Here is a 24,496-nt window from a genome sequence, read left to right on the forward strand (position 1 = left end):
GCAGCCTCTTTATATAGTGTTGCTGTTGTCGTTTTTTGTCGGTAAGTCGATATATTTTAATAATCGCTGATATATTTCGAGAATCGTCGATATATCTTAATAATCGTCGATATATTTCCAAAATCGCCGATATATTTTCAAACAGCAATCAATATAATTTCATTTACCGACAAACCATTATCTGAATTTCATCAACTATTAATCAGTTGCCTTCCTATTTAAAAACGACTACAATTTTACTGTTATAGATGAACGAAAAAATAGAATAGGAGGGGAGACTATGCCAAGGAAAGTATGGCTATTAGTAGCTGGGATGATTATTAATGTCACGGGTGCTTCTTTTTTATGGCCTTTTAATACAATTTATTTGCATGATCACCTAGGAAAATCTTTATCTGTGGCCGGAATGGTATTAATGATCAATTCGCTTACTGGTGTAATCGGAAACTTGCTCGGCGGTGTTTTATTTGATAAATGGGGCGGTTATAAATCAACTTTAGTAGGGATTGTCATTACACTCGTATCGATTTTAGGTCTTGTGTTCTTCCACGGTTGGCCATTATATGTTGTATGGCTAGCGTTAATCGGTTTTGGTTCTGGAATGGTCTTCCCATCGATGTATGCGATGGTTGGTACGGTTTGGCCAGAGGGCGGAAGACGAGCATTTAATGCGATGTATGTTGGACAAAACGTTGGTATTGCGATCGGAACAGCGTGTGGTGGATTAGTTGCATCGTATCGTTTTGATTATATTTTCTTAGCAAACTTTATTTTATACTTTGTTTTCTTCTTAATTGCTTTTATTGGATTCCGTGGTATGGAAGACAAAAAAGAGCCAGGAGTACAAAAAGAAGTGGAAACGAAAAAAGGTTGGTCGCTTACACCTGGATTCAAAGCACTTCTTATCGTATGTGTAGCATATGCTTTATGCTGGGTTACATACGTACAATGGCAAGGAGCAATTGCAACACATATGCAAGAGTTAAATATTAGTCTTCGTCACTATAGTTTATTATGGACGATAAACGGAGCGATGATCGTTTGTGCACAGCCACTAGTTAGTATGTTAATTCGCTGGATGAAGCGTTCGTTAAAACAACAAATTATGATTGGGATTCTTATTTTTGCAGTGTCATTCATTGTATTAAGTCAAGCGCAGCAATTTACGATGTTCCTCGTTGCGATGGTAACATTAACAATTGGTGAGTTATTCGTATGGCCAGCAGTTCCAACGATTGCAAATATACTTGCGCCAAAAGATAAGTTAGGGTTTTATCAAGGTGTTGTAAATAGTGCGGCGACTGTAGGGAAAATGTTCGGGCCGGTCGTTGGCGGAGCAATTGTGGATTTATACAATATGGAAGTATTGTTTATAGCAATCATGGTAATGCTTGTAGTAGCGCTTATCGCAACGAGTATTTATGATAAACGAGTAAAAGTAGAAGAAACAGTTGAAGAAAAAATTGCAGTTTAGTTTGACGGAACATGTTCACATGTTTTAGAATATATTTAAATAAAACAACCTTTAGAACAAGGGAGATAGCTCGGCTGTCTTAAGACGAATTCGTTAGTTATTAAAAGTAACGATTAACCGAGAAGCCCCGCTTTAAGTAAGCTCTTTAGAGATACGAAGTGGAGGGTAGTTCAAATTAACTCATATGTGTAATAACAGTGAGAAGGAGTAGTAGTAATAGAAGCTGGTTTAGAGAGTTGACGGTCGGTGCAAGTCAATCCACGTTTCGTTATGAACTCGCCTTTGAGTTGCAGTTGTGAAACTAATAGTAGCAATTGCCGTTAATCCACGTTACGGATCTAAGCGAATGTATATTTGTACATTAATTTAGGGTGGTACCGCGGGAATCTATAACCTCTCGTCCCTTTCTAGGGATGAGAGGTTTTTTGTATTTTGGGCGGTGAAAATAAATAGAATTTCAAGGAGGGTATCTCATGAGCTTTAATCATCAAGAAATTGAGAAGAAGTGGCAAGGGTACTGGGAAGAGAATAAAACATTCCGTACGCCAGATGAGACAGAAAAACCAAAATTTTATGCACTAGATATGTTCCCATATCCATCAGGTGCAGGCTTACACGTAGGACATCCAGAAGGTTATACAGCAACAGATATTTTATCTCGTATGAAGCGTATGCAAGGATATAACGTTCTTCATCCAATGGGCTGGGATGCATTCGGTCTTCCAGCAGAGCAATATGCACTTGATACTGGAAACAGCCCAGCTGAATTTACAGAGCATAATATTAATACATTCCGTAACCAAATTAAATCATTAGGTTTCTCTTACGATTGGGACCGTGAAGTAAATACAACAGATCCAAACTACTACAAGTGGACACAATGGATCTTCCTAAAACTATTTGAAAAAGGCTTAGCTTACGTTGATGAAGTACCTGTAAACTGGTGCCCAGCACTTGGTACAGTACTTGCAAACGAAGAAATCATTGACGGTAAGAGTGAGCGCGGTGGACATCCAGTTGAGCGTCGTCCGATGAGACAGTGGATGTTAAAAATTACAGCTTACGGAGATCGTCTATTAGAAGATCTAGATGAGCTTGATTGGCCAGAAAGCTTAAAAGATATGCAACGTAACTGGATCGGTCGTTCTGAAGGTGCCGAAGTACACTTCAACATCGATGGTACAGACGAGAAGTTCACAGTTTTCACAACGCGTCCTGATACATTATTTGGTGCAAGCTACTGTGTACTTGCTCCAGAACATGCACTTGTTGCTGACATTACAACTGCTGAACAAAAAGAAGCTGTAGAAGCTTACATTAATTCTGTAAAAATGAAGAGTGATTTAGAGCGTACAGAACTTGCGAAAGAGAAAACTGGTGTATTCACTGGTGCTTACGCAGTTAACCCAGTAAATGGTGAGAAATTACCAATCTGGATCGCTGATTACGTTCTTGCAACTTACGGAACAGGTGCTGTAATGGCAGTTCCAGCTCATGATGAGCGTGACTATGAATTCGCATCAACGTTCAATCTTCCAATGAAGGAAGTTGTAAAAGGCGGAGACATTACGAAAGAAGCATACACAGGTGATGGTGAACACGTAAACTCAGCATTCCTTGATGGTTTAAATAAAGAAGAAGCAATCGCAAAAATGATTGAATGGCTTGAAGTAACGAGCGCAGGAAATCAAAAAGTAACATACCGTCTACGTGACTGGTTATTCAGCCGTCAACGTTACTGGGGTGAGCCAATTCCAGTTATTCACTGGGAAGATGGCACAATGACAGCTGTAAAAGAAGAAGAATTACCATTAGTTCTTCCGAAAACAGACAACATCCGTCCTTCAGGTACAGGTGAATCACCACTTGCTAACATTGACGAGTGGGTAAATGTTGTTGATCCTGAGACTGGTAAAAAAGGTCGTCGTGAAACGAACACAATGCCACAATGGGCTGGTAGCTGCTGGTATTACTTACGTTACATCGATCCAAACAATAGCGAAGCACTTGTAGATCCTGAAAAAGTAAAACAATGGCTTCCAGTTGATATTTATATCGGCGGAGCAGAGCACGCTGTACTTCACTTACTATATGCTCGTTTCTGGCATAAAGTATTATACGATATCGGTGTAGTTCCAACGAAAGAGCCGTTCCAACAATTATTCAACCAAGGTATGATTCTAGGTGAAAACAACGAGAAAATGAGTAAATCAAAAGGTAACGTTGTAAACCCTGATGATATCGTAGCAAGCCACGGTGCAGATACACTTCGTCTATACGAAATGTTCATGGGACCATTAGATGCTTCAATCGCTTGGTCTGAAAATGGTCTTGACGGAGCTCGTCGTTTCCTAGACCGCGTATGGCGTCTATTCGTTCAAGATAACGGTGAATTAAGTGAGAAAATTACTGATGCACCAAATAAAGAGCTTGAAAAAGCTTACCACCAAACAGTGAAGAAAGTAACAGAAGACTATGCAGAGCTTCGCTTCAACACAGCGATTTCTCAAATGATGGTATTCATTAACGATGCATACAAAGCTGAAACACTTCCGAAAGAATATGTAGAAGGTTTCGTAAAAATGATTGCACCAGTTGCACCTCACATCGGGGAAGAGCTATGGAGCAAACTTGGATACAATGAAACAATCACATATGCAAGCTGGCCAACATTTGATGAGTCTAAACTTGTAGAAGATGAAGTTGAAATCGTTGTTCAAGTTATGGGTAAAGTTCGCGCAAAACTAACAATGAGTAAAGACGCATCAAAAGAAGAAATGGAACAACTTGCACTTGAAGCAATTAAGGACCAAATTGAAGGGAAAACAGTTCGTAAAGTAATTGTAGTTCCTGGAAAACTTGTTAACGTTGTTGCAAACTAATATATTCTAAATAAAAGCTCAGAGTATTTATGCTCTGAGCTTTTTTGTGTAGAAAATAATTTCTGGATCACCTTAGTCTAAGCTTTCAATTATTCCACTACGTACAAATAAAAGAGCGGAATTCCAATACAGACAAACACCTATTTTTCTATAGGAAATATGATAAAAAAGGTAGGCTAAATTGAGTAGAAGAGGTGAAAGGAATGAAAGGGATGGACAATAATGCACCACATGGCTTTTTCGGAGGTGGATCGGATAGTTATGAACAAATGATGTTAATGGGAGGCGGACAACAAGGATATGGCGGAATTCCGAGCTGGATGGGTGGAACACCTGGAGGTTTTTCAACATCAGTAGCTGGCGTACAAACAGGAATCCCAACATTTGTAGGCGGAGCAGCGGGAGGAGTACCAGTGGGCGTACCAACTACATTCCCATCTTTCGTTGGAGGAGTACAAACAGGATTTCCGGTACCGGGAGTAGGTGTTGTGGCAGGCGGAGTAGGTGGTTATCCACAAGGTTTTTATGGTCACCATGGCCACCACGACGGTCATCATGGACACCATCATCAAGGTCACCATGGCCATCATGGACATCACCACCAAGGTCACCATGGCCATCATGGACACCATCACCACCAAGGTCACCATGGCCATCATGGACACCATCACCACCAAGGTCACCATGGTCATCATGGACATCATCAACAACAAGGTCACCATGGTCATCATGGACATCATCAACAACAAGTACATCACCACGGACACCATCATATACATCCGCAGGCTGTTCTTTATCAAACTCACCAAGGTCAACATGGACATCATCATCAAGGCCACCAAGGTCATCATGGACACCATCACCATCAAGGTCACCAAGGCCACCAAGGCCACCAAGGTCACCAAGGCCAACAACACCAACAATACCAACAGTATCAACAACAATCTTCTCCTTGGACAGGTGGAATTGGAGCAGGAGCAGCGGGGGCAGCAGCAGGAGCGGCTAGTATTAGTGGAGCAGCAGGGCACGCTGGACACGTGGGACATTAATGATTGCCAGAAAAAAAGACATAATAAAAAACTGCTAGGAAATCCTAGCAGTTTTTTTCAGCTTCTTGGCGTTGACGTTCGATTTCAGCACGAAGTTGTGGTTCTGGTGCTTGCCAGCCCTCTGGTTTTAGAATTTTGCCGTCACCTTCGCGGAATCGAGGTTTCCCGTCAGGGAATAGTTTTGCCATGTTTGCGTTATTTACAATTTCGAATCCTTTATCAGGACGTACGCCCATTTCGGCAAACGTGCCGAATGCAAAGTAAATAAGGTCAATTAGTGCATCGTATTGATCTTCAACAGTCGTTGCCTCTAGAAATTCTTCTAGCTCTTCTTGCATAAAACTCGCACGGATTTTTGCACGTTCTTCTGTTAATTTTGTTGGAGTATTTGTTACGGGATGTCCGAATACTTCATGCATTTTTGCAACAAGTTCGTACCCTTTATCTAAACCTTTTTCGTTTGTCATGTTGTTTCATCCTTTCTCGCTTAGTGCCGAATCTCATTGTAACATAAGCTGATTATGAAATGAAAAGGGACTGTTTAAAAGTTGCATCTTTTAGTTAAGATAGGGAAATATTATATCGACTAAACGATAAAACATAATCCATTAATAAAAGAAAGCCATCCCGGAATATTTTTGGGACGGCCCTGCTCGTTATTTTTCTTCTTTTATTAAAATGGATAAAATAAGGTCGATGCCAAACATACCAACGAGCAACATTGGTATAACGACAAGTAAATAACGTGTGAAGGAAACATTTTTTAAGTATGTATGAGCAAATAAAAAGACGCCGAGAAATAAAATACCATTTAAAATAGGCTTTACTAATTTTTTAGACATAAGCTCCCCCATAAACATCTTCTCTCTCTATCTAAAATAAAAACTCCTCTTTCCGTTGTATCATGCCGGGAAGAGGAGTTCAATCATTTCTCATTCAATTACACCAGAATTTGTAATATTTACAGTGTATTTTATATGAATTGGAACATCTTTGTACATTTTTCTCCACTCTTCTAATTTGAATGGACGATAATGGTGTTTATATTTTGCTCCTAGCCCGAGGGGATCGACATTTAAAGATTTAAACTGCTTAATTAACTTAGCAGCTTGTTTATCTAATTGCTTTTGAACATCTTTCTCAATGTTTTTTGTGTTTTTATTATTTTCTAAGTTAATTTGTTTTGATAGTTCTTGAATACGTGCATCAAGATGAACGTGAATGAAAAAAGAAGGCTTCCCGTTTTTGATCTTTATATCGTAATATGGAATAGAACGAATGTTGTTAACCACTACGTATGCAGAATCCGTTTTAAATTCATGTGAATCTAATTTATGTTTCTCTAATAGTTCTTTAAAGATGAACATATCTTTTTCCGCAATTTTACCGATATATTTATCCTTTTTAAAAAGACCAATTCCGGTAATTTTTATTTTATCACCATGCTTCTTTAAAATGGGAATATAGTAGTCTTGTCCTTCTTGATAATAACGGAATGCTCCTACATGTAGGTTATCCGTTGGTAAAGGACCGGTCTCCATATTATGTTCTAGCAATTTTTTTATATAAATTGCAACGTTGTATGAAGTCGAATATTTGCCTTTTAAAAGTTCAGTACCATTCCCCTCTAATAAAGCAGCATATAAAGCGTTCCCTATATTCACATCTCGAAGTAATGTATCGAATGAAGTAGCCATTCCTGTTTTAGCAAGTCTTATCGTATATAGAGCGACACGCATTTGTCCGCTAGCAAAAGGTTGAGAAGATTCTAACGATGTATCTGTTTTTACTTGTTTTACCGCATTTGCAGTTCCTTCAAAAACTTGAACTTTATTTCCCTTTTTCTGAATGGGGCAAACGAATGTCACTTTTACTTTATTATCTTTTGCAACGTCAAATACGGTTCCTTGAATAAGTTGTACATCATCGATAATGTTTTTTTGTAAACATCCCGTTAGACTGAAGAATGTTATACAAGAAATAAGTATTAATTTGCTTGTGCTTTTGATTTTTTCCATTTTCTTTTCACCCACACAATGATAAATAGGATTGGGATGTATACATAAATGAGCCAAAAACTAACTTTTGCTGCATTACTAATAAAATTGTTAATATCGTGCCTGTTTGTTAAAAGTTGTGAAACAATAAGCGTGATAAAGAAAAAAGCAATTAAAATACCTCGTTGTTTTACACGAAATATTTCGTGAGTTGCTCTCATTGACGCCCATAAAGGGAGGATAAAACTTGAAATAATAACAAGTGCATAGCCTGAAATTGCAATATATTCGAGTCTTTCTATAAATGGTAATTGAATGACTTGGGTCATAGAAAGTTGGGCCCATATCGTTTTTAACAATTGTTTTTCACTAAAAAAAGAAAAGGCTAAAAGGGTGCTAAATAGATATAGAAGATTTGAAAATAGTGCTCCGAGCTGAGCGTATTTATGAGATTGCATAGGCTTTTTCACAAATGGATACACCATGAGGTAAATCTCAAAACCGGTCATACTGTAGATTGACAGTTGAGCGGATTTTAAAATGTCTGAAAAAGAATGTGTAAATATAGGTAGTAAATTATCCCAATGTGAGTATTTCAAAACGAATAAACTTAGAAATAAATATCCTAATGTACCACCAATAGAGATGACGCAAATACCGGTAATTACACGAAATCCAGAAGAGATAATGTAATAGCTAACTAAGCACAAAAAGAGTGTTAACATAAAGGTGGAAGCGGTAGGAAACATCCATACTTGAATAATTTCAACATACGTTCGAATAACCGAAATACTGACGATTAAAAAATAAGCTGCAAAGATGATATTAAAGACATTTCCTATCCACTTTCCAAACGTTTGCCTTTGTAAATCAATTAAATTTCCATTTGTTTCTTTTAATAAAAAATACATCATCCATATAAGGAGATGGATACAGAGTCCTGTGATTACAACGCCCATCCATCCGTCATATCCAGCGGCCTTTGCGATGATTCGAGCGAAGCCGAGAACGCCAGCACCGAACTGTGCACCGTGAATTAAGAAGAAAACGAAGATAGGAGATATTTGATATTTTTCTTGAACTTTACTCATCGAATGCACCTCATTTCTTAATCATCAAAGTCTGATCTATGTTTTGTTGAAATTCCTTTCGCTGCTTTTTTTACATGTTGTGGCCTTGCTTGTACATCCCGTGTATCAATCATTGTTAAAGGGAAACGGATCCAAGAATCTTTAACAGATTGTTGTCTTGTTGGGTAGAACAAAGCGTACGGCTTGCGTAAAGAAGTAAGTCTAAATAGGTGCGTAAATAAGAAGATAAATCCAAGTGAAATCCCGAAAAGTCCTCCTATTTCTGCAAATATGAGAAACGGGAAACGTAGTAATCGAACCGCATTACCCATTTTATAAATAGGTGTAATAAAGGATGCGAGTGCTGATAAGGCAACGATAATTAATAAAATATTACTCGTTAAACCAGCTTGTACAGATGCTTGTCCGATTACGATACCGCCTACAATACCGAGCGTTTGACCAACTTTCATCGGTAACCTTGCCCCAGCTTCTCTCAGTAAATCGATTGCGAGTTCTAAAAAGAGTGCTTCAATTAAAGGCGGGAATGGTACTTGCGCCCTTGATAAAATTAAAGTTTCAAGTAAATCACTCGGAATGAGTTCATAATGATAATTTAAAACTGCAACGTATAACGGTGTAGCACATATAGAGAATAAAACGGAAATAAGACGTAAAACCCTTGAGAATGTAGCGTATAGCCAAGAGACGTTGTAGTCTTCTGGTGAAATGAAAAAATCGAAATAGGATACAGGTGTTAGTAAAACACTTGGAGAACCGTCCACAAAAATAGCGATTTTCCCATCGATTAGTGCTTTTGTAACTCTATCAGTGCGTTCTGTATTGATATAGAGAGGGAAAATCGACTTTTCTCCCATCAATTCTTGTAAATAAGCACTATCATTAATTTGATCATATTCAAGAGCACGTAAAGACTCCTCTAGAAAATCAACATTATCTTTTTCAGCAAGGTTGTCTAAATACATCATGACAACTTTTGTTTTGGAAAACTCACCGATAATCATCTCTTTTGTTTGTAAATCTAAAACAGGAAGACGTTTTCGTACTAAATTTATGTTTGTATCAATATCTTCTACAAAACCTTCTTGCGGACCAATAACAGTCGATTCATTTAAAGGAGGAGTTGGTGCACGATAATTATCAATTGCAATATTTGCGAGCATACATTTTTGATCTTGTTGATTTACTTGAACAATCGCATGCCCCTTTAAAACCATGTCCTCAATTTTTTGTAAATCGTTCGTAATTGTAATGCCGCTCATCGGAATATGTTCCTTCAGCTCTTCTAGTGATGCGTTAGGTCGTTCTAAAAGAGTGGGCATTAAATATTTTTGTAATTTCTCTCCATCAAGCGAAGGACGATAGTAAGAAATCCAATAAGGCATCGTTTCGTCGTCGGATGTATGATAATTCACAAAATCACTAGACTTTTTCAGCTTCTCTATTAAATCTTGTAAAGAATGAATACGATCTTTTTCTGGTTTCGAAAAATCATAAATACTATTACCTTTAGAATTTTGTTGCTTATCCTGATTTGAGTTGTCTTGTTTAGAGTGTTGCTGTTGACCCTGATCGGAGTCGTTCTGCTTAGAATGCTTCTGTTGCCCTTGATTCGAGTCGTTTTGTTTAGAGTGTTGCTGTTGATCCTGATCGGAGTTGTTCTGCTTAGAATGCTTCTGTTGCTCTTGATTCGAGTCGTCTTGCTTAGAGTGTTGCTGTTGACCCTGATCGGAGTCGTTCTGCTTAGAATGCTTCTGTTGCTCTTGATTGGAGTCGTCTTGCTTAGAGTGTTGCTGTTGACCCTGATCGGAGTCGTTCTGCTTAGAATGATTCTGTTGCCCTTGATTCGATTCGTCTTGCTTAGAGTATTGCTGTTGACCCTGATCGGAGTTGTTCTGCTTAGAATGATTCTGTTGCTCTTGAGAAGATTCATCTTGTTTAGCACTTTGTTGCTGATTTTGATTCGATTGATTTTGCTGATTATCTTGAGAAGATTCCTTGTGTTCCTCTTTTTTTTGCTCGCTATTGTTACCTTTATTATGTTTCGTACTTCTAGTCTGTTCTTTGTTGTCGTCCTCTTGATTGTTAGGTTTTTGCTCCGAATTATCTGTTTCGTTTTTCTCTGTTGTATTTGATTTTTTTTTCTTACGTAGCCAATTCCAAATCATATGTATGCCCTCTTTGATTGTGTAATATAGTGCTATTTTGTGGCTAATTTTGTATATTATTCATTTATTTATGAAAAGAAGGAGGAGATGGGTTTGCATAGAAAAAATCCTTTAGTAAGCAGTACATACTATGACGAGAAGAGGGCGAGTCTGTGCAAATTGTAAAAAAGGAGAAATTTATTTTAAAGGAGTTTACATTTGAAAATGGTAGGACAATTCCTGTTCAAATGGGGTATGAGACTTATGGTACTTTAAATAGAGAAAGGTCAAATACGATTTTGGTTTGTCATTATTTTAGTGCAACTAGTCACGCGGCAGGAAAATATACAGCGTATGATGAGGAGTCTGGCTGGTGGGATGGTTTAATTGGACCGGGAAAAGCAATTGATACAAATAAATACTTTGTTATATGCACTGATAATCTTTGTAATGTGCAGGTGAAGAACCCTTATGTAATTACAACGGGACCGAAATCGATTAATCCGAAAACTGGAGATGAATATGCGATGGACTTTCCGGTTTTTACATTTCTTCATGTAGCTCGTATGCAATATGAGTTAATAAAAGATATGGGAATCGCAAGGCTACATGCTGTAATGGGACCGTCAGCTGGCGGGATGATTGCGCAGCAATGGGCTGTTCATTATCCTCATATGGTAGAGCGGATGATTGGTGTTATTACGAACCCGCAAAATCCAATTATTACGTCGGTAAATGTAGCGCAAAATGCAATTGAGGCTATCCGGCTGGATCCAAGTTGGAAGGGCGGGAAATATGGAGAAGAGCAGCCAATGAAGGGGCTTCAGTTAGCAAATAGAATGATGTTTATGAACGCGTTTGATGAGCATTTTTATGAAACAACCTTCCCTCGTAATAGTATAGAAGTAGAACCGTATGAAAAGGTTTCTTCATTAACATCATTTGAGAAAGAGATAAATAAATTGATATATAGAAGTATAGAGTTAGTAGATGCAAATTCGTGGATGTACACTGCGAAAGCAGTTTTATTACATGACATTGCGCATGGATTTTCGTCTTTAGAAGAGGCGCTGTCTAATGTAGAAGCAAATGTACTTATGATTCCGTGTAAACAAGATTTGCTTCAGCCGTCACGTTATAATTATAAAATGGTAGACCTATTGCAAAAACAAGGGAAGTATGCAGAAGTATATGAGATAGAAAGTATAAATGGGCATATGGCGGGAGTATTTGATATTCATTTATTTGAAAAGAAAGTGTATGAGTTTTTAAATCGGAAAGTATCTAGTTTTGTGTAGAAAATAAATGATGTGAAAAAGGTGCAATGTATGTAGTAGGCACCTTTTTTTACATGATTTGTAGGCGGAAAATATATGTGGCAATTGCTATACCGAAGAAGGCGATACTAAGCAATAGAAACAAGAATGACATTTCTTGTGGTGATTTTATCTTTCTATTATTTTTCATACTAAGAGCAATAATTGCAGCGATTAAGAAAATGATGCCCATAATGAAAAGAAAAAGTGTCATTTTCATTGGCTCCTTTCATAAAACAAGTATATTGAGGATACAATGCAAGAGTTATGTTTGTAAAGGATAAGTTTTACGAGAAAATTGAGAAATAAATTCCCTATTCTTTGCGTTCTTTCTTTCGCGTGCTAAAATTGATGAGAAATGATTGTTTAAAGAAGAGATTAAAGGTTTTATTGTATATAAGGAGGAACGAAATATGACAGAAGTGAAAACAATTACTACAGAAGAAGTACAAGAGCGTTTAGAAAACGGAGAAACGTTATTTTTAGTAGACGTAAGAGAAGATGAAGAAGTAGCAACAGGGAAAATTCCAGAAGCTGTACATATTAAAATGGGGGATATCCCAAATAAAGTAGATTTCTTTGATAAAGAGAATGAATATATCTTTATTTGTCGCTCGGGAATGCGCAGTGAAAATGTATGCCATTATTTAAATGAGCAAGGCTTTAAAACAGTGAACATGGTTGGCGGTATGCTTCAATATGAAGGCGAAATCAAATAAGTAGTTTAAAAAACTTGAAACGAGTCTGTTTCAAGTTTTTTTCTTTTGCATACAGTGTACAAAAGGGGGATAGGTAAATGGGGATTAACTTACGGAAAGTAAAAATTATAAATAATACAGGGGCTGTTAATGTCGGCGATTGTTATGATATCTCACCTTTAGCTGTAGCGAAAGTGTATGCAGGTGCTGGAGGATCGAGTGCGGCTATTTTTTTAAATGGGAAAAGACAGCCGGAAGCGGTATTCGAACATCAGTGTTTCTTCCGCCATTAGCAACGAGTACACGTACATTAGGTTCATAGAGGAAAGGTAGAGTGTAATTATGCCTGCTCATATAAAAGAGTTTGTTATTGTGAATAATACTGGGAATATATTTACAGGTGATAATTTGAGTGATACTTCATTTACTGCTTCGAAATCGTACAGTGGTTCAATGGGATGCACTTGGATTGATGTTGTTACAGTAATAGGGACGGAGACGAAGCTTTGTTTACAGCCGGGTGATTCGGTGACGACAACATATACAAGAGGTACTCCTGCTGGTACTGTAACAGGAACAAATATGGGGCAAAGTGTAAATGCATCGGGTATAGCACAAGCTGTCCCTAATACAGATAATATGGATTCAGTTGCTGGACTCCCCTAAAATCATAGGGGAGTTTTTTATTTGTAAGAAGAGCTTATGTAGCGTGAAAAGCGGAGTAATTGTTTGAAAAATAGTATTGGAAACCTCTTTGGAAAATACAATTCAAATAGAAGGTGATTTTTTATCCCACTTTAATGGGCAGTAAGATTCCCCCTCAAAATTTAGCGAAAGCAAAGAAGGTAGGTGGGGGTCGGGCTGATTGAAGTTTCACTTTATGTGAAGCATATTTTGTAATTGTATTTTGCTGTTGAAGGTGGTGGGAGTAGTGGAAGGAAATGATGAAAATTTAAAAATAAAAAGGTCGATACATTCTAATTTTAAGTTATCACCAGATCTTGTTGGTCCTACTTTTCCTCCAGTGCCAACTGGAATGACAGGGACGACAGGGCCGACGGGGAGTACCGGAGCAACCGGAAGTACGGGAGCCACGGGAGTAACAGGCCCAACCGGAAATACGGGATCAACGGGAAGTACGGGAGCAACGGGAAGTACGGGATCAACGGGAAGTACGGGAGCAACCGGAAGCACGGGATCAACGGGAGTAACAGGTCCAACCGGAAGTACGGGAGCAATAGGAAGTACGGGCCCAACCGGAAGCACGGGTTCAACGGGAGTAACAGGCCCAATCGGAAATACAGGAGTAACGGGAAGTACGGGAGCGACAGGAAATACCGGGGCAACGGGAGATACGGGCCCGACAGGAAGTACAGGATCAACGGGAGTAACGGGAAGTACGGGAGCGACGGGAAGTACGGGAGCGACAGGAAGTACGGGAGCGACAGGAAATACAGGGGCAACGGGAGATACGGGTCCGACCGGAAGTACGGGATCAGCCGGAAGCACGGGATCAACGGGAGTAACAGGTCCAACTGGAAGTACGGGAGCCACGGGAGTAACAGGCCCGACCGGAAGTACAGGAGCCACGGGAGTAACCGGCCCAACCGGAAATACAGGAGTAACGGGAAGTACGGGAGCGACAGGAAATACAGGGGCAACGGGAGATACGGGTCCGACCGGAAGTACGGGATCAACGGGAGTAACAGGCCCAACCGGAAATACAGGAATAACGGGAAGTACGGGAGCGATAGGAAATACAGGGGCAACGGGAGATACGGGTCCGACCGGAAGTACAGGAGCCACGGGAGTAACAGGCCCAACGGGAAGTACGGGAGCCACGGGAAGTACGGGAGCGACGGGAAGTACGGGAGCGACGGGAAGTACGGGATCAACAGGAAGCACCGGCCCAACGGGAAGCACGGGTTCAACGGGAGATACGGGTCCAACGGGAAGTACCGGATCAACTGGAAATACCGGAGCGACGGGGAACACTGGTCCAACGGGAAGCACCGGCCCAACAGGAAGCATGGGTTCAACGGGAGTAACCGGCCCAACCGGAAATACAGGAATAACGGGAAGTACGGGAGCGATAGGAAATACAGGGGCAACGGGAGATACGGGCCCGACCGGAAGTACAGGAGCCACGGGAGTAACCGGCCCAACCGGAAATACGGGAGTAACGGGATCAACGGGAGTAACAGGTCCAACTGGAAGTACGGGAGCCACGGGAGTAACCGGCCCAACCGGAAATACGGGAGTAACCGGAGCAACGGGAAGTACAGGAGCAACAGGAAATACAGGATCAACGGGAAGCACCGGCCCGACAGGAAGTACAGGAGCAACGGGAAGTGCAGGAGCAACAGGGAGTACCGGATCAACCGGAAATACGGGAGTAACGGGAGCCACGGGAAGTACGGGACCAACAGGGAGTACAGGAGCAACGGGAAGTACAGGAGCAACAGGAAATACCGGATCAACGGGAAGCACCGGCCCGACAGGAAGTACAGGAGCAACGGGAAGTGCAGGAGCAACAGGGAGTACCGGCCCAACAGGAAGCACCGGAGCAACAGGAAGCACAGGTCCAACCGGAAATACGGGAGTAACCGGAGCCACGGGAAGTACAGGAGCAACAGGAGATACCGGAGCAACGGGAAGCACCGGATCAACAGGAAATACCGGAGTAACAGGAGTAACAGGAAGTACGGGATCAACGGGAGTAACAGGCCCAACCGGAAATACGGGAGTAACGGGAGCCACGGGAAGTACAGGAGCAACAGGAAATACCGGATCAACGGGAGTAACAGGCCCAATCGGAAATACAGGAGTAACGGGAAGTACGGGCCCAACCGGAAATACGGGAGTAACCGGAGCCACGGGAAGTACAGGAGCAACAGGAAATACCGGATCAACTGGAAATACCGGAGTAACAGGAGTAACAGGAAGTACGGGATCAACGGGAGTAACAGGCCCAACCGGAAATACGGGAGTAACCGGAGCCACGGGAAGTACAGGAGCAACAGGAGATACAGGATCAACGGGAAGCACCGGAGCAACGGGAGATACGGGTCCAACAGGAAGCACCGGAACAACGGGAAGTACGGGCCCGACCGGAAATACCGGTCCAACAGGAGACACGGGAGCGACCGGTGCGACAGGAGTTAGTACAACTGCAACATATGCATTTGCGAATAATACATCTGGAACCGCTATTTCCGTTTTATTAGGTGGTACGAATATACCATTACCGAACAATCAAAATATTGGCCCAGGAATTACTGTCAGTGGAGGGAATACTGTATTTACAGTTGCGAGTGCAGGGAATTATTATATAGCTTATACAATTAATCTAACGGCAGGATTACTTGTAAGTTCCCGTATAACTGTAAATGGCAGTCCGCTTGCAGGAACGATAAACGCCCCGACAGTGGCTACTGGTTCCTTTAGTGCAACAATCATTGCTAACTTGCCTGCTGGAGCCACTGTTAGCTTGCAATTATTTGGAGTAGTTGCAATAGCTACATTATCTACGGCAACGCCAGGAGCTACTCTAACGATTATTAGATTGAGTTAATAAGAAGAAAACCTTGAGGCTTCTATGCTTCAAGGTTTTTTATCTCCTTATTTGTATGTAGTCTCATTGATTAGGAAAGTTTTACTTTATTCACATGAGCAAAAACATCGCAGTTCGAAAATATATTATAATAGAATGAAAAGAAAGAAATTTGGCAGAAAGGGAGGGTGGCGATGCAGGAGATGGTTACAGATTTTTTTGGACGCCCACTTCAAGATTTACGTATATCTGTCATTGATCGTTGCAATTTTAGATGTACATATTGTATGCCAGCGGAAGTGTTTGGGCCAGATTATGCTTTTTTGAAAGATGAGTTTTTACTGACGTTTGATGAAATTGAGCGTTTGGCAAAACTATTTGTTAGCATTGGTGTACGAAAAATTAGACTTACTGGTGGCGAGCCACTACTTCGTAAAGATTTAACAAAACTTATTGCACGTCTCGTGAAAATTGACGGGCTGTTAGATATAGGGTTAACGACCAATGCAATTCATTTAACAAAGCAAGCAAAAGTATTAAAAGAAGCTGGATTACATAGAGTAAATGTTAGTTTGGATGCAATAGATGATGATATATTTAAGGCTATTAATGGCCGGAATATTAATACGAAACCTGTTATAAAGGGAATTATAGCTGCAAAAGAGGCCGGGCTTGATGTAAAGGTAAATATGGTTGTGAAAAAAGGGATGAATGATCATCAAGTACTTCCGATGGCTGCGTATTTTAAAGAGCAAGGAATCTCGCTTAGGTTTATTGAGTTTATGGATGTTGGTAGTACAAATGGATGGAACTTTGATCAAGTCGTTACGAAGCGAGAGTTAATTGAGATGATTCATCGCGTGTATCCGCTTGAGCAAGCTGAAGCGCATTATTTTGGTGAAGTTGCGAAGAGATATCGTTACGTCGGAACAAATATTGAAGTCGGTTTTATTACTTCTGTTTCTGAGTCCTTTTGTTCCTCTTGTACGAGAGCGAGAATTTCAGCAGATGGAAAGTTTTATACTTGCTTATTTGCGACAGAAGGACTCGATCTAAGGGAGCTTCTTAGAGGGAATCTTTCAGATGAGGAGTTATTACGTGTTATACAAGATGTATGGATGAATAGAAAAGATAGGTATTCGGATGAACGGACAGAAGAAAGTGCAAAAAATCGTCCGAAAATTGAAATGTCTTATATAGGAGGATAAGAAAGGGGGCTATCGTATGCAGGAGCGATATTCAAGGCAAATATTATTTTCTGGTGTTGGAGAAGAAGGACAGAGAAAAATTAGAGAGAAGCATGTGCTTATTATTGGTGCGGGAGCTCTTGGTGCAGCAAATGCAGAAGCGATTGTTAGAGCAGGTGTTGGAAAAGTAACAATTGCGGATCGTGATTATGTAGAGTGGAGTAATTTACAAAGGCAACAATTATATACAGAAGAAGATGCAAAGCAGTATAAACCGAAGGCGGTAGCAGCGGCAGAGCATTTAAAAGCGATTAATTCTGAGGTGGAAATAAATCCGGTTGTGACTGATGTAACAGTGCAGGAAATGGAAGAGTTAGTGAAGGGTGTAGATTTAATATTAGATGCGACAGATAATTTTGAAACGCGTCTTCTTATTAATGATATTTCACAAAAGTATAATATTCCATGGATATATGGTGGTTGTGTCGGAAGCTACGGAGTAACGTATACAATTGTACCAGGAAAAACACCGTGTTTCCGCTGTTTAATGGAGCATCCAGCAAGCGGAGCAACATGTGATACGGCTGGTATTATACAGCCGGCGGTGCAATTAGTAGTTGCGCATCAAATAACAGAAGCGTTGAAAATATTAGTAGAAGACTATGGGGCGCTTCGCGAAACGATGTTATCGTTTGATCTTTGGAATAATCAACAGATGGCATTTAAAGTGAATAGACAGAAAAAAGAAACGTGTTTATCTTGCGGAAGATTACGTACATATCCGAGTTTAACATTTGAAGCACAAACGAAAACAGAAGTGTTATGTGGACGAAATACAGTACAAATCCGTCCAGGTGTGCGGAATGAATTTAATTTAGAAGAAATTAAAAAGCGCTTACAAAGAAGTGTGGATGTAAAGGCTACTCCGTATTTAGTATCGTTTCTGGTAGAGGAATTTCGTTTTGTTTTATTTACAGATGGCAGAGCTTTTATTCATGGGACGAATGATATAAATGTAGCAAAACGTTTATATACAAGATACATAGGTTGAACCTAAAGAGAAACCCTTTAGGTTCAACAGAGAGAAAATCAAGACTTTCTCGTATAATCTCCACTTTTTCCACCTGTTTTTTCAAGTAAGTACGTTTCGCCAATAATCATACCTTTATCAACAGCTTTACACATATCATACACAGTAAGGGCAGTAGCGGAAGCAGCTGTTAAAGCTTCCATTTCAACACCAGTGCTACCTTCTGTTTTAACTTTTACTTCAATCAGTAATCGATATTGTTCATCAGATTGTTTCCAATCGAAAGAAACGTCAACACCTTTTAATAATAAAGGATGACACATTGGGATAATATCAGAAGTGCGTTTCGCAGCCATAATACCAGCGATTTGTGCAACTGCTAATACGTCACCTTTTCCGATTTCATTATGAGAGATTTTATCGTAAATTTCTTTTGTAACGACAATGCTAGAGCACGCAATTGCTGTTCGAACGGTTGCTTTTTTATCGCTTATATCAACCATTTTCGCGCGTCCTTGGTCATTAAAGTGTGTGAATGAAGACATGGAATTCCTCCTTGAAGTAATTTCTATTTAATATATAAAGTTTAATCGAGATAAAAAAAATTGCAAATATGGGGTGAGAAACGATGGTAGAAAAACGAATTCCGATTCAAGTTGCTGAGGCAGTAGAGAGAGTAATGGAATATGCGAAAATTGGTGAAGTAGAAGAAGTTTCTATTACGGAAAGTTACGGGAGAATTCTTGGGGAGGATGTTGTCTCTGATCATGACGTTCCTCATTTTGATCGTTCTCCTTATGATGGTTTCGCAATTCGAGCGGAAGATACGAAAGAAGCAAATCAAGAGAATGCAATTGAGTTTGAAGTAATAGGAGAAATCGGAGCGGGGTCTGTTTTTCTAGATACAGTAGGATCTTTTCAGGCGGTTCGTATTATGACAGGAGCAGCTATTCCAGCAGATTGTAATGCAGTCGTAATGCTAGAACTGACGGAAGGTTTTGAGAAGGACGGAAAAACATATATGAAGTTAAAGCGTCCTTTTCATAGTGGCGACAATGTGTCATTTAAAGGGGAAGATATAAAACAAAATCAAGTTCTCGTTCAGAAAGGTGTTGCAATTAATCCAGGTGTTGCGGCCTTATTAGCGACGTTTGGATATAGTACTGTGAAAGTTGTAAAACAGCCTGTTGTTGGTATTGTGACGACAGGAAGTGAATTGTTAGAAGTACATGAGTCGTTACAACCGGGGAAAATTAGAAATAGTAACTCTTATATGATTGCTGCTCAAATTATGAAAGCTGGAGGTAAAGTCCGATATTATGGCCAACTTGCCGACGAGTTAGGTGCATGTTTTACAGCTGTTCAATCAGCGATGGATGAAGTTGATATTTTAATTACGACAGGCGGTGTGTCGGTAGGAGATTATGACTACTTGCCAGCTATTTATGAAAGATTACAAGCGAATGTACTCTTCAATAAAATAGCGATGAGACCAGGAAGTGTAACGACCGTAGCTGAAGTTGATGGAAAGTTACTTTTCGGTTTATCAGGGAATCCGTCAGCTTGTTACGTAGGATTTGAGCTATTTGTGCATCCAGTTATAAAAACATATTTGAATGCGAAAGAACCTCACGTATATAGAGCAGATGCTATTTTACAAAAAGATTTTCCAAAGCCGAATCCGTTTACTCGTTTTGTAAGAGCAAAGGTGACAATTGTGGACGGGGCATTACAAGCGATGCCGGTCGGTTTAGATAAATCGAGTGCGGTATCTTCACTTGCAGATGCGAATGCTTTTATTGTGTTGCCTGGAGGAACGAGAGGCTTTGAGGCAGGGATGAAAGTGTCTGTATTATTGTTAGAGCACGCTGAGGGATGTGATTGGCCATGGGCAAAGCCCCTTCAATCTTACAAATAGTAGGGTATCAAAATAGCGGGAAAACAACACTTGTAGAGAAAATTGTACATGCATTAGCTGAACGGAAAATAAAAGTTGCTACGATTAAACATCACGGGCATGGAGGGTTTCCAGAAGTAGCGCAAAAAGATAGTGAAAGGCACCGAAAGGCCGGTGCTGTCGTAAGTAGTGTAGAAGGCGCTGGATTACTTTCATTGTCGTCATTAAGAGAGGAATGGTCCTTGCAAGAAATTATCCGTTTATACGAGTTTTTTGAAGTGGATACAATTTTAATTGAGGGCTATAAAAAAGAGAGCTATCCAAAAGTGGTGTTACTTCGTTCTGAGGAAGACGTTGAACTTTTACATAAAGTAGAAAATATAGTAGCAGTTATTACGTGGTATGATGCTCCTGCAAACTTACGAGAAGAATATAAAGTATTTCATATAACAGAAGAAGAGTTGTATATAGACTGGTTTTTACAAACGGTAAGGAGTGCGAAATGACACATACGTATTATGAAGTAATTGATACAGAAATTTCAATTGAAGAAGTAGCGAATAAGGTTATTCGCCGCGAATGTGGTGCTGTTACAACATTTATTGGAACGGTTAGAGAATTTACGAAAGGGCGTCGTACATTATACTTAGAATATGTCGCTTATAAAACGATGGCAGAAAAGATGCTAGAGAAAATCGGATCAGAAGTGAAAGAGAAATGGCCAGATACACACGTTGCGATTACACATCGCATCGGTACACTGCAAATTTCTGATATCGCGGTTGTTGTGGCTGTTTCAACGCCGCATCGTAAAGCGGCTTATGAAGCAAATGAATACATTATGGAACGCATAAAACAAATTGTTCCGATTTGGAAAAAAGAGTTTTGGGAAGATGGAGACTCTTGGATTGGCGATCAATTAGAAAAAACGCCATATCCGGCGGGAGAGCCTGGGAAGGAGCTATAAGTATGATTCGAGTATTGTTATTTGCGAACTTACAAGAAGAAGCAGGAAGAAGTGAATTACAAATAGAGAAAGAAAGTATTACGGTTGCAGAGTTAAAAGATGTTATTGCAAAAGAATATAATGTACCAGTCACAGAACCAATTATGGTTGCGATTAATGAAGAATATGCAAATGAAGATGATACGATTCAATCTGGTGATGTTGTTGCACTAATCCCACCAGTGAGCGGTGGTTAATATTGGATTCATTAAAACGACTTTCCTATATAGGGAAAGTCGTTTTTTTTATGGCGTTTTTGAGAACACTAACGTATAGAACAAGGAGGGCGTTATGAAAAAAATATGTGTAATGCTAACAATGATATGTTCTATCTTTTCCTTTTTGCCAAGTTATTCTTTGGCAAAAGAATCGAATGAACAACTTTTAGAAAGTGCATTATTAAATCGATATTATTCTGTGATAAGACAAGTGACAGAAGATCAATATGAATGTGCTTCAGTTATCAATATAAAGCGTCTCGGCAAGAATGGTGAGTTCGTTCCTAGATATGAAGTGACGCTACAATTTCTTACATTTCAAGGAGCACATAATCCGCCAAATGATAAAGTTACGCTTACTTTGGAAGATTATTTAGATCACGTAAGGATAAAGAAAGTGGAGCGAGAAAAGAATGTTTCTGGTGCTATTGCAGAAAAAATTTGTGAAAGGGAAAAAGAAAAAATAAAAGCTCACTCTACTGATTCAGAGTGATAACCTATGACATTTAGTAAAGAAAGGTAATGAGCGATGGATATATTTTTAGCGATTTTACCAGCTATATTTTGGGGAAGTATTGTGCTATTTAACGTAAAACTGGGCGGGGGGCCTTATAGTCAAACGCTCGGTACAACGTTTGGCGCGCTTATTTTCTCGATTGTTGTTTATATTTTTATGAAACCAGTATTGACTCCTACTGTTATCGGAGTTGGTATTGTGTCAGGTTTATTTTGGGCGCTCGGTCAGGCGAATCAATTAAAAAGTATTGATTTAATGGGCGTTTCAAGGACGATGCCCATTTCAACAGGACTTCAATTAGTTGCGACAACTTTATTTGGAGTCATCGTATTTCATGAGTGGTCCACAACAATATCAGTCGTCCTTGGTGTATTAGCTCTCGTTTGTATTATTATTGGTGTTATTTTAACATCTCTTCAAAGTGAAGAAGAAAAGAATGCAGAGCAAGCGGGGAATTTTAAAAAAGGCATTATCATTTTATTGATTTCAACAGTCGGCTATTTAGTTTATGTAGTAGTGATTAGACTATTTAAAGTAGATGGTTGGTCAGCTTTGTTGCCACAAGCAGTTGGTATGGTGTTAGGGGGGATTTTGCTTACTTTTAAACATCATCCATTTAATAAATATGCAATACGAAATATTATTCCAGGATTAATTTGGGCAGCTGGAAATATGTTTTTATTCATTTCACAGCCGCGTGTTGGAGTGGCAACAAGTTTCTCGCTATCGCAAATGGGAATTATTATTTCGACGCTTGGCGGGATTCTTATATTAGGTGAAAGAAAAACGAAACGCCAATTAACAGGGATTGTTGTCGGTATCATTTTTATTATTGCAGCCGGAATTATGTTAGGTATAGCAAAAAGTTAAAGGAGGTATGGAAATGTATAGTGATTTAGAAGGAAAGGTTGTCGTTATTACAGGATCAGCAAGTGGTCTTGGAAGAGCAATGGGAGTAAGGTTTGCTGCGGAGAAAGCAAAGGTAGTGATTAACTATCGCTCACGGGAGTCAGAAGCGAATGATGTGTTAGAAGAAATTAAAAAGGTAGGCGGAGAAGCGATTGCTGTAAAAGGTGATGTGACGGTCGAATCAGATGTGGCGAATCTCATTCAATCTGCTGTAAAAGAGTTTGGTACGCTTGACGTTATGATTAATAATGCAGGGATAGAAAATGCGGTACCATCGCATGAAATGCCGCTTGAAGATTGGAATAGGGTAATTAACACAAATTTAACTGGTGCTTTTTTAGGAAGCCGTGAAGCGATTAAATATTTTGTAGAACACGATATTAAAGGATCTGTCATTAACATGTCGAGTGTTCATGAGAAAATTCCGTGGCCGCTATTCGTGCATTATGCAGCTAGTAAGGGCGGTATGAAACTAATGACAGAAACGTTAGCGATGGAATATGCACCAAAAGGTATTCGAGTAAATAATATAGGGCCAGGTGCAATTAATACGCCGATCAATGCAGAAAAGTTTGCTGATCCTAAAAAACGTGCTGACGTAGAAAGTATGATACCGATGGGCTACATTGGAAAACCGGAAGAAATTGCAGCAGTCGCAACGTGGCTCGCTTCCTCAGAGGCGAGTTATGTAACTGGAATTACGCTATTTGCAGATGGTGGAATGACGTTATACCCATCGTTTCAAGCTGGGCGAGGGTAATAGAAAAGGACGAAGAGATAAAACTCTTCGTCCTTTTTTACAAAAAAAAATAGCGGCCAGCTATTTTAAATTTAGTGATTAATTGTATCTTGAAGATATTCTGTTGCTTGATGTTCAGAAACATTTTGTACGAGTGCAACTTCACTAATCATCATTTTTCGGGCATTATCTAGCATTTGTTTTTCGCTCGCATTTAAAGCTCTCTCTTTATTGCGGCGAAGTAAATCCCGAACAACTTCTGCACTATCTTGCAGATTGCCGTTTTTCATTTTTTCCATATTCATTGTATATCTTTGTTTCCAGGAAAGTGATGTATCTGATTCCCCGTTTTGAAATTCAAGAAGTATATCATCTAACGTACCTTTATCTACGATATAACGAATACCTGATTTTTGTAATTGATCCATCGGAAGCATTACTTGCATATCCTTACTAATGATACGTATTACACAATATTGACGTATTGTTCCTAATATTTCTTTCTCTTCAATGGCTTCGATGACTCCTGCGCCGTTCATTGGATAAACGATTTTATCACCAATTTGAAACAAATCATCCACCTCCATATGTGGTAACCATCTTTAATGATAGCATAAGTAAATGTAAATGTCAAATTTTATATAATACCATAATAATTATATTTGAGTCAATAAGTAAAAGCTCTTTTTATATATATTTTTTTTACTTTTATTTATGGATGATTTTTTTAGAAAAATAGTACAGGTGGAGAAAGGAGGCATATCCACTTATTTTTAAGCATAAAAT

Annotated in this window: 24 protein-coding genes, 1 pseudogene and 1 other annotated feature; of the genes and pseudogenes, 17 read left to right on the plus strand and 8 right to left on the minus strand. The window is 39.5% G+C overall.

Translation table 11 applies throughout. The annotated features are described in order from the left end of the window. Nucleotides 1-280: 280 nt before the first annotated feature. From QCI47_RS03670 to QCI47_RS03680, 3 genes are all read left to right on the plus strand, one after another. Nucleotides 281-1,474: an MDR family MFS transporter gene (locus tag QCI47_RS03670; RefSeq protein ID WP_001137564.1), complete on the plus strand. Its 1,194-nt coding sequence runs from the start codon at nt 281-283 to the stop codon at nt 1,472-1,474. A gap of 188 nt (nt 1,475-1,662) precedes the next feature. Further along, nucleotides 1,663-1,882 (plus strand) — a binding site (T-box leader). A 65-nt stretch (nt 1,883-1,947) separates the two neighbouring features. Next, nucleotides 1,948-4,356: a leucine--tRNA ligase gene (gene leuS / locus QCI47_RS03675; RefSeq protein ID WP_000009457.1), complete on the plus strand. Its 2,409-nt coding sequence runs from the start codon at nt 1,948-1,950 to the stop codon at nt 4,354-4,356. Nucleotides 4,357-4,550: 194 nt separating this feature from the next. Then, a complete protein-coding gene (locus QCI47_RS03680; RefSeq protein WP_309423389.1) occupies nt 4,551-5,405 on the plus strand; it encodes a hypothetical protein in 855 nt (284 codons plus the stop codon). A 44-nt stretch (nt 5,406-5,449) separates the two neighbouring features. On the opposite strand, the gene QCI47_RS03685 is transcribed toward QCI47_RS03680, so the two are convergent. From QCI47_RS03685 to QCI47_RS03705, 5 genes are all read right to left on the minus strand, one after another. Beyond that, nucleotides 5,450-5,872: a pyrophosphohydrolase domain-containing protein gene (locus tag QCI47_RS03685; RefSeq protein ID WP_000180554.1), complete on the minus strand. Its 423-nt coding sequence runs from the start codon at nt 5,870-5,872 to the stop codon at nt 5,450-5,452. Between the two features lie 189 nt (nt 5,873-6,061). Next, nucleotides 6,062-6,247 carry a hypothetical protein gene (locus QCI47_RS03690; RefSeq protein WP_000038782.1) on the minus strand — a complete coding sequence of 62 codons (186 nt, stop codon included), beginning with the start codon at nt 6,245-6,247 and terminating at the stop codon, nt 6,062-6,064. 90 nt (nt 6,248-6,337) lie between these two features. Beyond that, complete coding sequence (locus tag QCI47_RS03695; protein ID WP_353811700.1) at nt 6,338-7,423, minus strand: Ger(x)C family spore germination protein; 1,086 nt, start codon at nt 7,421-7,423, stop codon at nt 6,338-6,340. Next, nucleotides 7,393-8,493 carry a spore germination protein gene (locus tag QCI47_RS03700; protein ID WP_000049063.1) on the minus strand — a complete coding sequence of 367 codons (1,101 nt, stop codon included), beginning with the start codon at nt 8,491-8,493 and terminating at the stop codon, nt 7,393-7,395. The genes QCI47_RS03695 and QCI47_RS03700 overlap by 31 nt, the downstream gene beginning before the upstream one ends. A 17-nt stretch (nt 8,494-8,510) precedes the next feature. Further along, the gene (locus tag QCI47_RS03705) at nt 8,511-10,661 is read right to left on the minus strand and encodes a spore germination protein (RefSeq protein WP_353811701.1); all 2,151 of its coding nucleotides are present in this window, start codon (nt 10,659-10,661) and stop codon (nt 8,511-8,513) included. Between the two features lie 152 nt (nt 10,662-10,813). On the opposite strand from QCI47_RS03705, the gene QCI47_RS03710 reads away from it, so the two are divergent. Continuing rightward, nucleotides 10,814-11,938, plus strand: a complete 1,125-nt coding sequence (locus tag QCI47_RS03710; protein WP_309423396.1) for a homoserine O-acetyltransferase family protein — start codon at nt 10,814-10,816, stop codon at nt 11,936-11,938. A gap of 49 nt (nt 11,939-11,987) precedes the next feature. On the opposite strand, the gene QCI47_RS03715 is transcribed toward QCI47_RS03710, so the two are convergent. Next, nucleotides 11,988-12,170: a hypothetical protein gene (locus QCI47_RS03715; protein ID WP_000171883.1), complete on the minus strand. Its 183-nt coding sequence runs from the start codon at nt 12,168-12,170 to the stop codon at nt 11,988-11,990. A 199-nt stretch (nt 12,171-12,369) separates the two neighbouring features. Here QCI47_RS03715 and QCI47_RS03720 point away from each other — a divergent pair, with 199 nt between their 5' ends. From QCI47_RS03720 to QCI47_RS03745, 6 genes and pseudogenes are all read left to right on the plus strand, one after another. Then, complete coding sequence (locus tag QCI47_RS03720) at nt 12,370-12,675, plus strand: rhodanese-like domain-containing protein (protein ID WP_000141219.1); 306 nt, start codon at nt 12,370-12,372, stop codon at nt 12,673-12,675. A 77-nt stretch (nt 12,676-12,752) separates the two neighbouring features. After that, a pseudogene (locus QCI47_RS03725) lies at nt 12,753-12,976 on the plus strand (spore germination protein). Between the two features lie 20 nt (nt 12,977-12,996). Continuing rightward, nucleotides 12,997-13,320, plus strand: coding sequence for a hypothetical protein (locus QCI47_RS03730; protein WP_001110853.1), 324 nt, complete (start codon nt 12,997-12,999; stop codon nt 13,318-13,320). 265 nt (nt 13,321-13,585) lie between these two features. Continuing rightward, a complete protein-coding gene (locus QCI47_RS03735; RefSeq protein ID WP_353811702.1) occupies nt 13,586-16,228 on the plus strand; it encodes a beta strand repeat-containing protein in 2,643 nt (880 codons plus the stop codon). A 173-nt stretch (nt 16,229-16,401) separates the two neighbouring features. Beyond that, nucleotides 16,402-17,415 carry a GTP 3',8-cyclase MoaA gene (gene moaA / locus QCI47_RS03740; RefSeq protein ID WP_001157135.1) on the plus strand — a complete coding sequence of 338 codons (1,014 nt, stop codon included), beginning with the start codon at nt 16,402-16,404 and terminating at the stop codon, nt 17,413-17,415. Between the two features lie 16 nt (nt 17,416-17,431). Further along, nucleotides 17,432-18,445 carry a molybdopterin-synthase adenylyltransferase MoeB gene (locus tag QCI47_RS03745; protein ID WP_001158102.1) on the plus strand — a complete coding sequence of 338 codons (1,014 nt, stop codon included), beginning with the start codon at nt 17,432-17,434 and terminating at the stop codon, nt 18,443-18,445. 38 nt (nt 18,446-18,483) lie between these two features. On the opposite strand, the gene moaC is transcribed toward QCI47_RS03745, so the two are convergent. After that, nucleotides 18,484-18,969 carry a cyclic pyranopterin monophosphate synthase MoaC gene (gene moaC, locus QCI47_RS03750; protein WP_000094141.1) on the minus strand — a complete coding sequence of 162 codons (486 nt, stop codon included), beginning with the start codon at nt 18,967-18,969 and terminating at the stop codon, nt 18,484-18,486. An 83-nt stretch (nt 18,970-19,052) separates the two neighbouring features. Here moaC and moeA point away from each other — a divergent pair, with 83 nt between their 5' ends. The 7 genes from moeA (at nt 19,053) to QCI47_RS03785 (ending at nt 23,731) form a co-directional block, all read left to right on the plus strand. Further along, nucleotides 19,053-20,342: a molybdopterin molybdotransferase MoeA gene (gene moeA, locus QCI47_RS03755; protein ID WP_061536623.1), complete on the plus strand. Its 1,290-nt coding sequence runs from the start codon at nt 19,053-19,055 to the stop codon at nt 20,340-20,342. Then, nucleotides 20,312-20,827, plus strand: coding sequence for a molybdopterin-guanine dinucleotide biosynthesis protein B (mobB, locus tag QCI47_RS03760; RefSeq protein ID WP_109630353.1), 516 nt, complete (start codon nt 20,312-20,314; stop codon nt 20,825-20,827). Before moeA ends, mobB begins: the two co-directional genes overlap by 31 nt. Continuing rightward, entirely contained in the window at nt 20,824-21,288 is a 465-nt protein-coding gene (gene moaE / locus QCI47_RS03765; RefSeq protein ID WP_000149942.1) for a molybdopterin synthase catalytic subunit MoaE, read from the plus strand. Before mobB ends, moaE begins: the two co-directional genes overlap by 4 nt. A 2-nt stretch (nt 21,289-21,290) precedes the next feature. After that, nucleotides 21,291-21,524 carry a molybdopterin converting factor subunit 1 gene (gene moaD / locus QCI47_RS03770; RefSeq protein WP_000621789.1) on the plus strand — a complete coding sequence of 78 codons (234 nt, stop codon included), beginning with the start codon at nt 21,291-21,293 and terminating at the stop codon, nt 21,522-21,524. 94 nt (nt 21,525-21,618) lie between these two features. Beyond that, entirely contained in the window at nt 21,619-22,038 is a 420-nt protein-coding gene (locus QCI47_RS03775) for a DUF3888 domain-containing protein (RefSeq protein WP_000717661.1), read from the plus strand. A 36-nt stretch (nt 22,039-22,074) separates the two neighbouring features. Next, entirely contained in the window at nt 22,075-22,932 is an 858-nt protein-coding gene (gene glcU, locus QCI47_RS03780) for a glucose uptake protein GlcU (protein ID WP_061185361.1), read from the plus strand. Nucleotides 22,933-22,945: 13 nt separating this feature from the next. Next, nucleotides 22,946-23,731: a glucose 1-dehydrogenase gene (locus QCI47_RS03785; RefSeq protein ID WP_000286685.1), complete on the plus strand. Its 786-nt coding sequence runs from the start codon at nt 22,946-22,948 to the stop codon at nt 23,729-23,731. Nucleotides 23,732-23,802: 71 nt separating this feature from the next. On the opposite strand, the gene QCI47_RS03790 is transcribed toward QCI47_RS03785, so the two are convergent. Further along, nucleotides 23,803-24,297: a CarD family transcriptional regulator gene (locus QCI47_RS03790; protein ID WP_001998466.1), complete on the minus strand. Its 495-nt coding sequence runs from the start codon at nt 24,295-24,297 to the stop codon at nt 23,803-23,805. Between the last annotated feature and the right edge of the window lie 199 nt (nt 24,298-24,496).

The sequence above is a fragment of the Bacillus cereus group sp. RP29 genome (assembly GCF_040459765.1).
Classification (GTDB): Bacteria; Bacillota; Bacilli; order Bacillales; family Bacillaceae_G; genus Bacillus_A; species Bacillus_A paranthracis.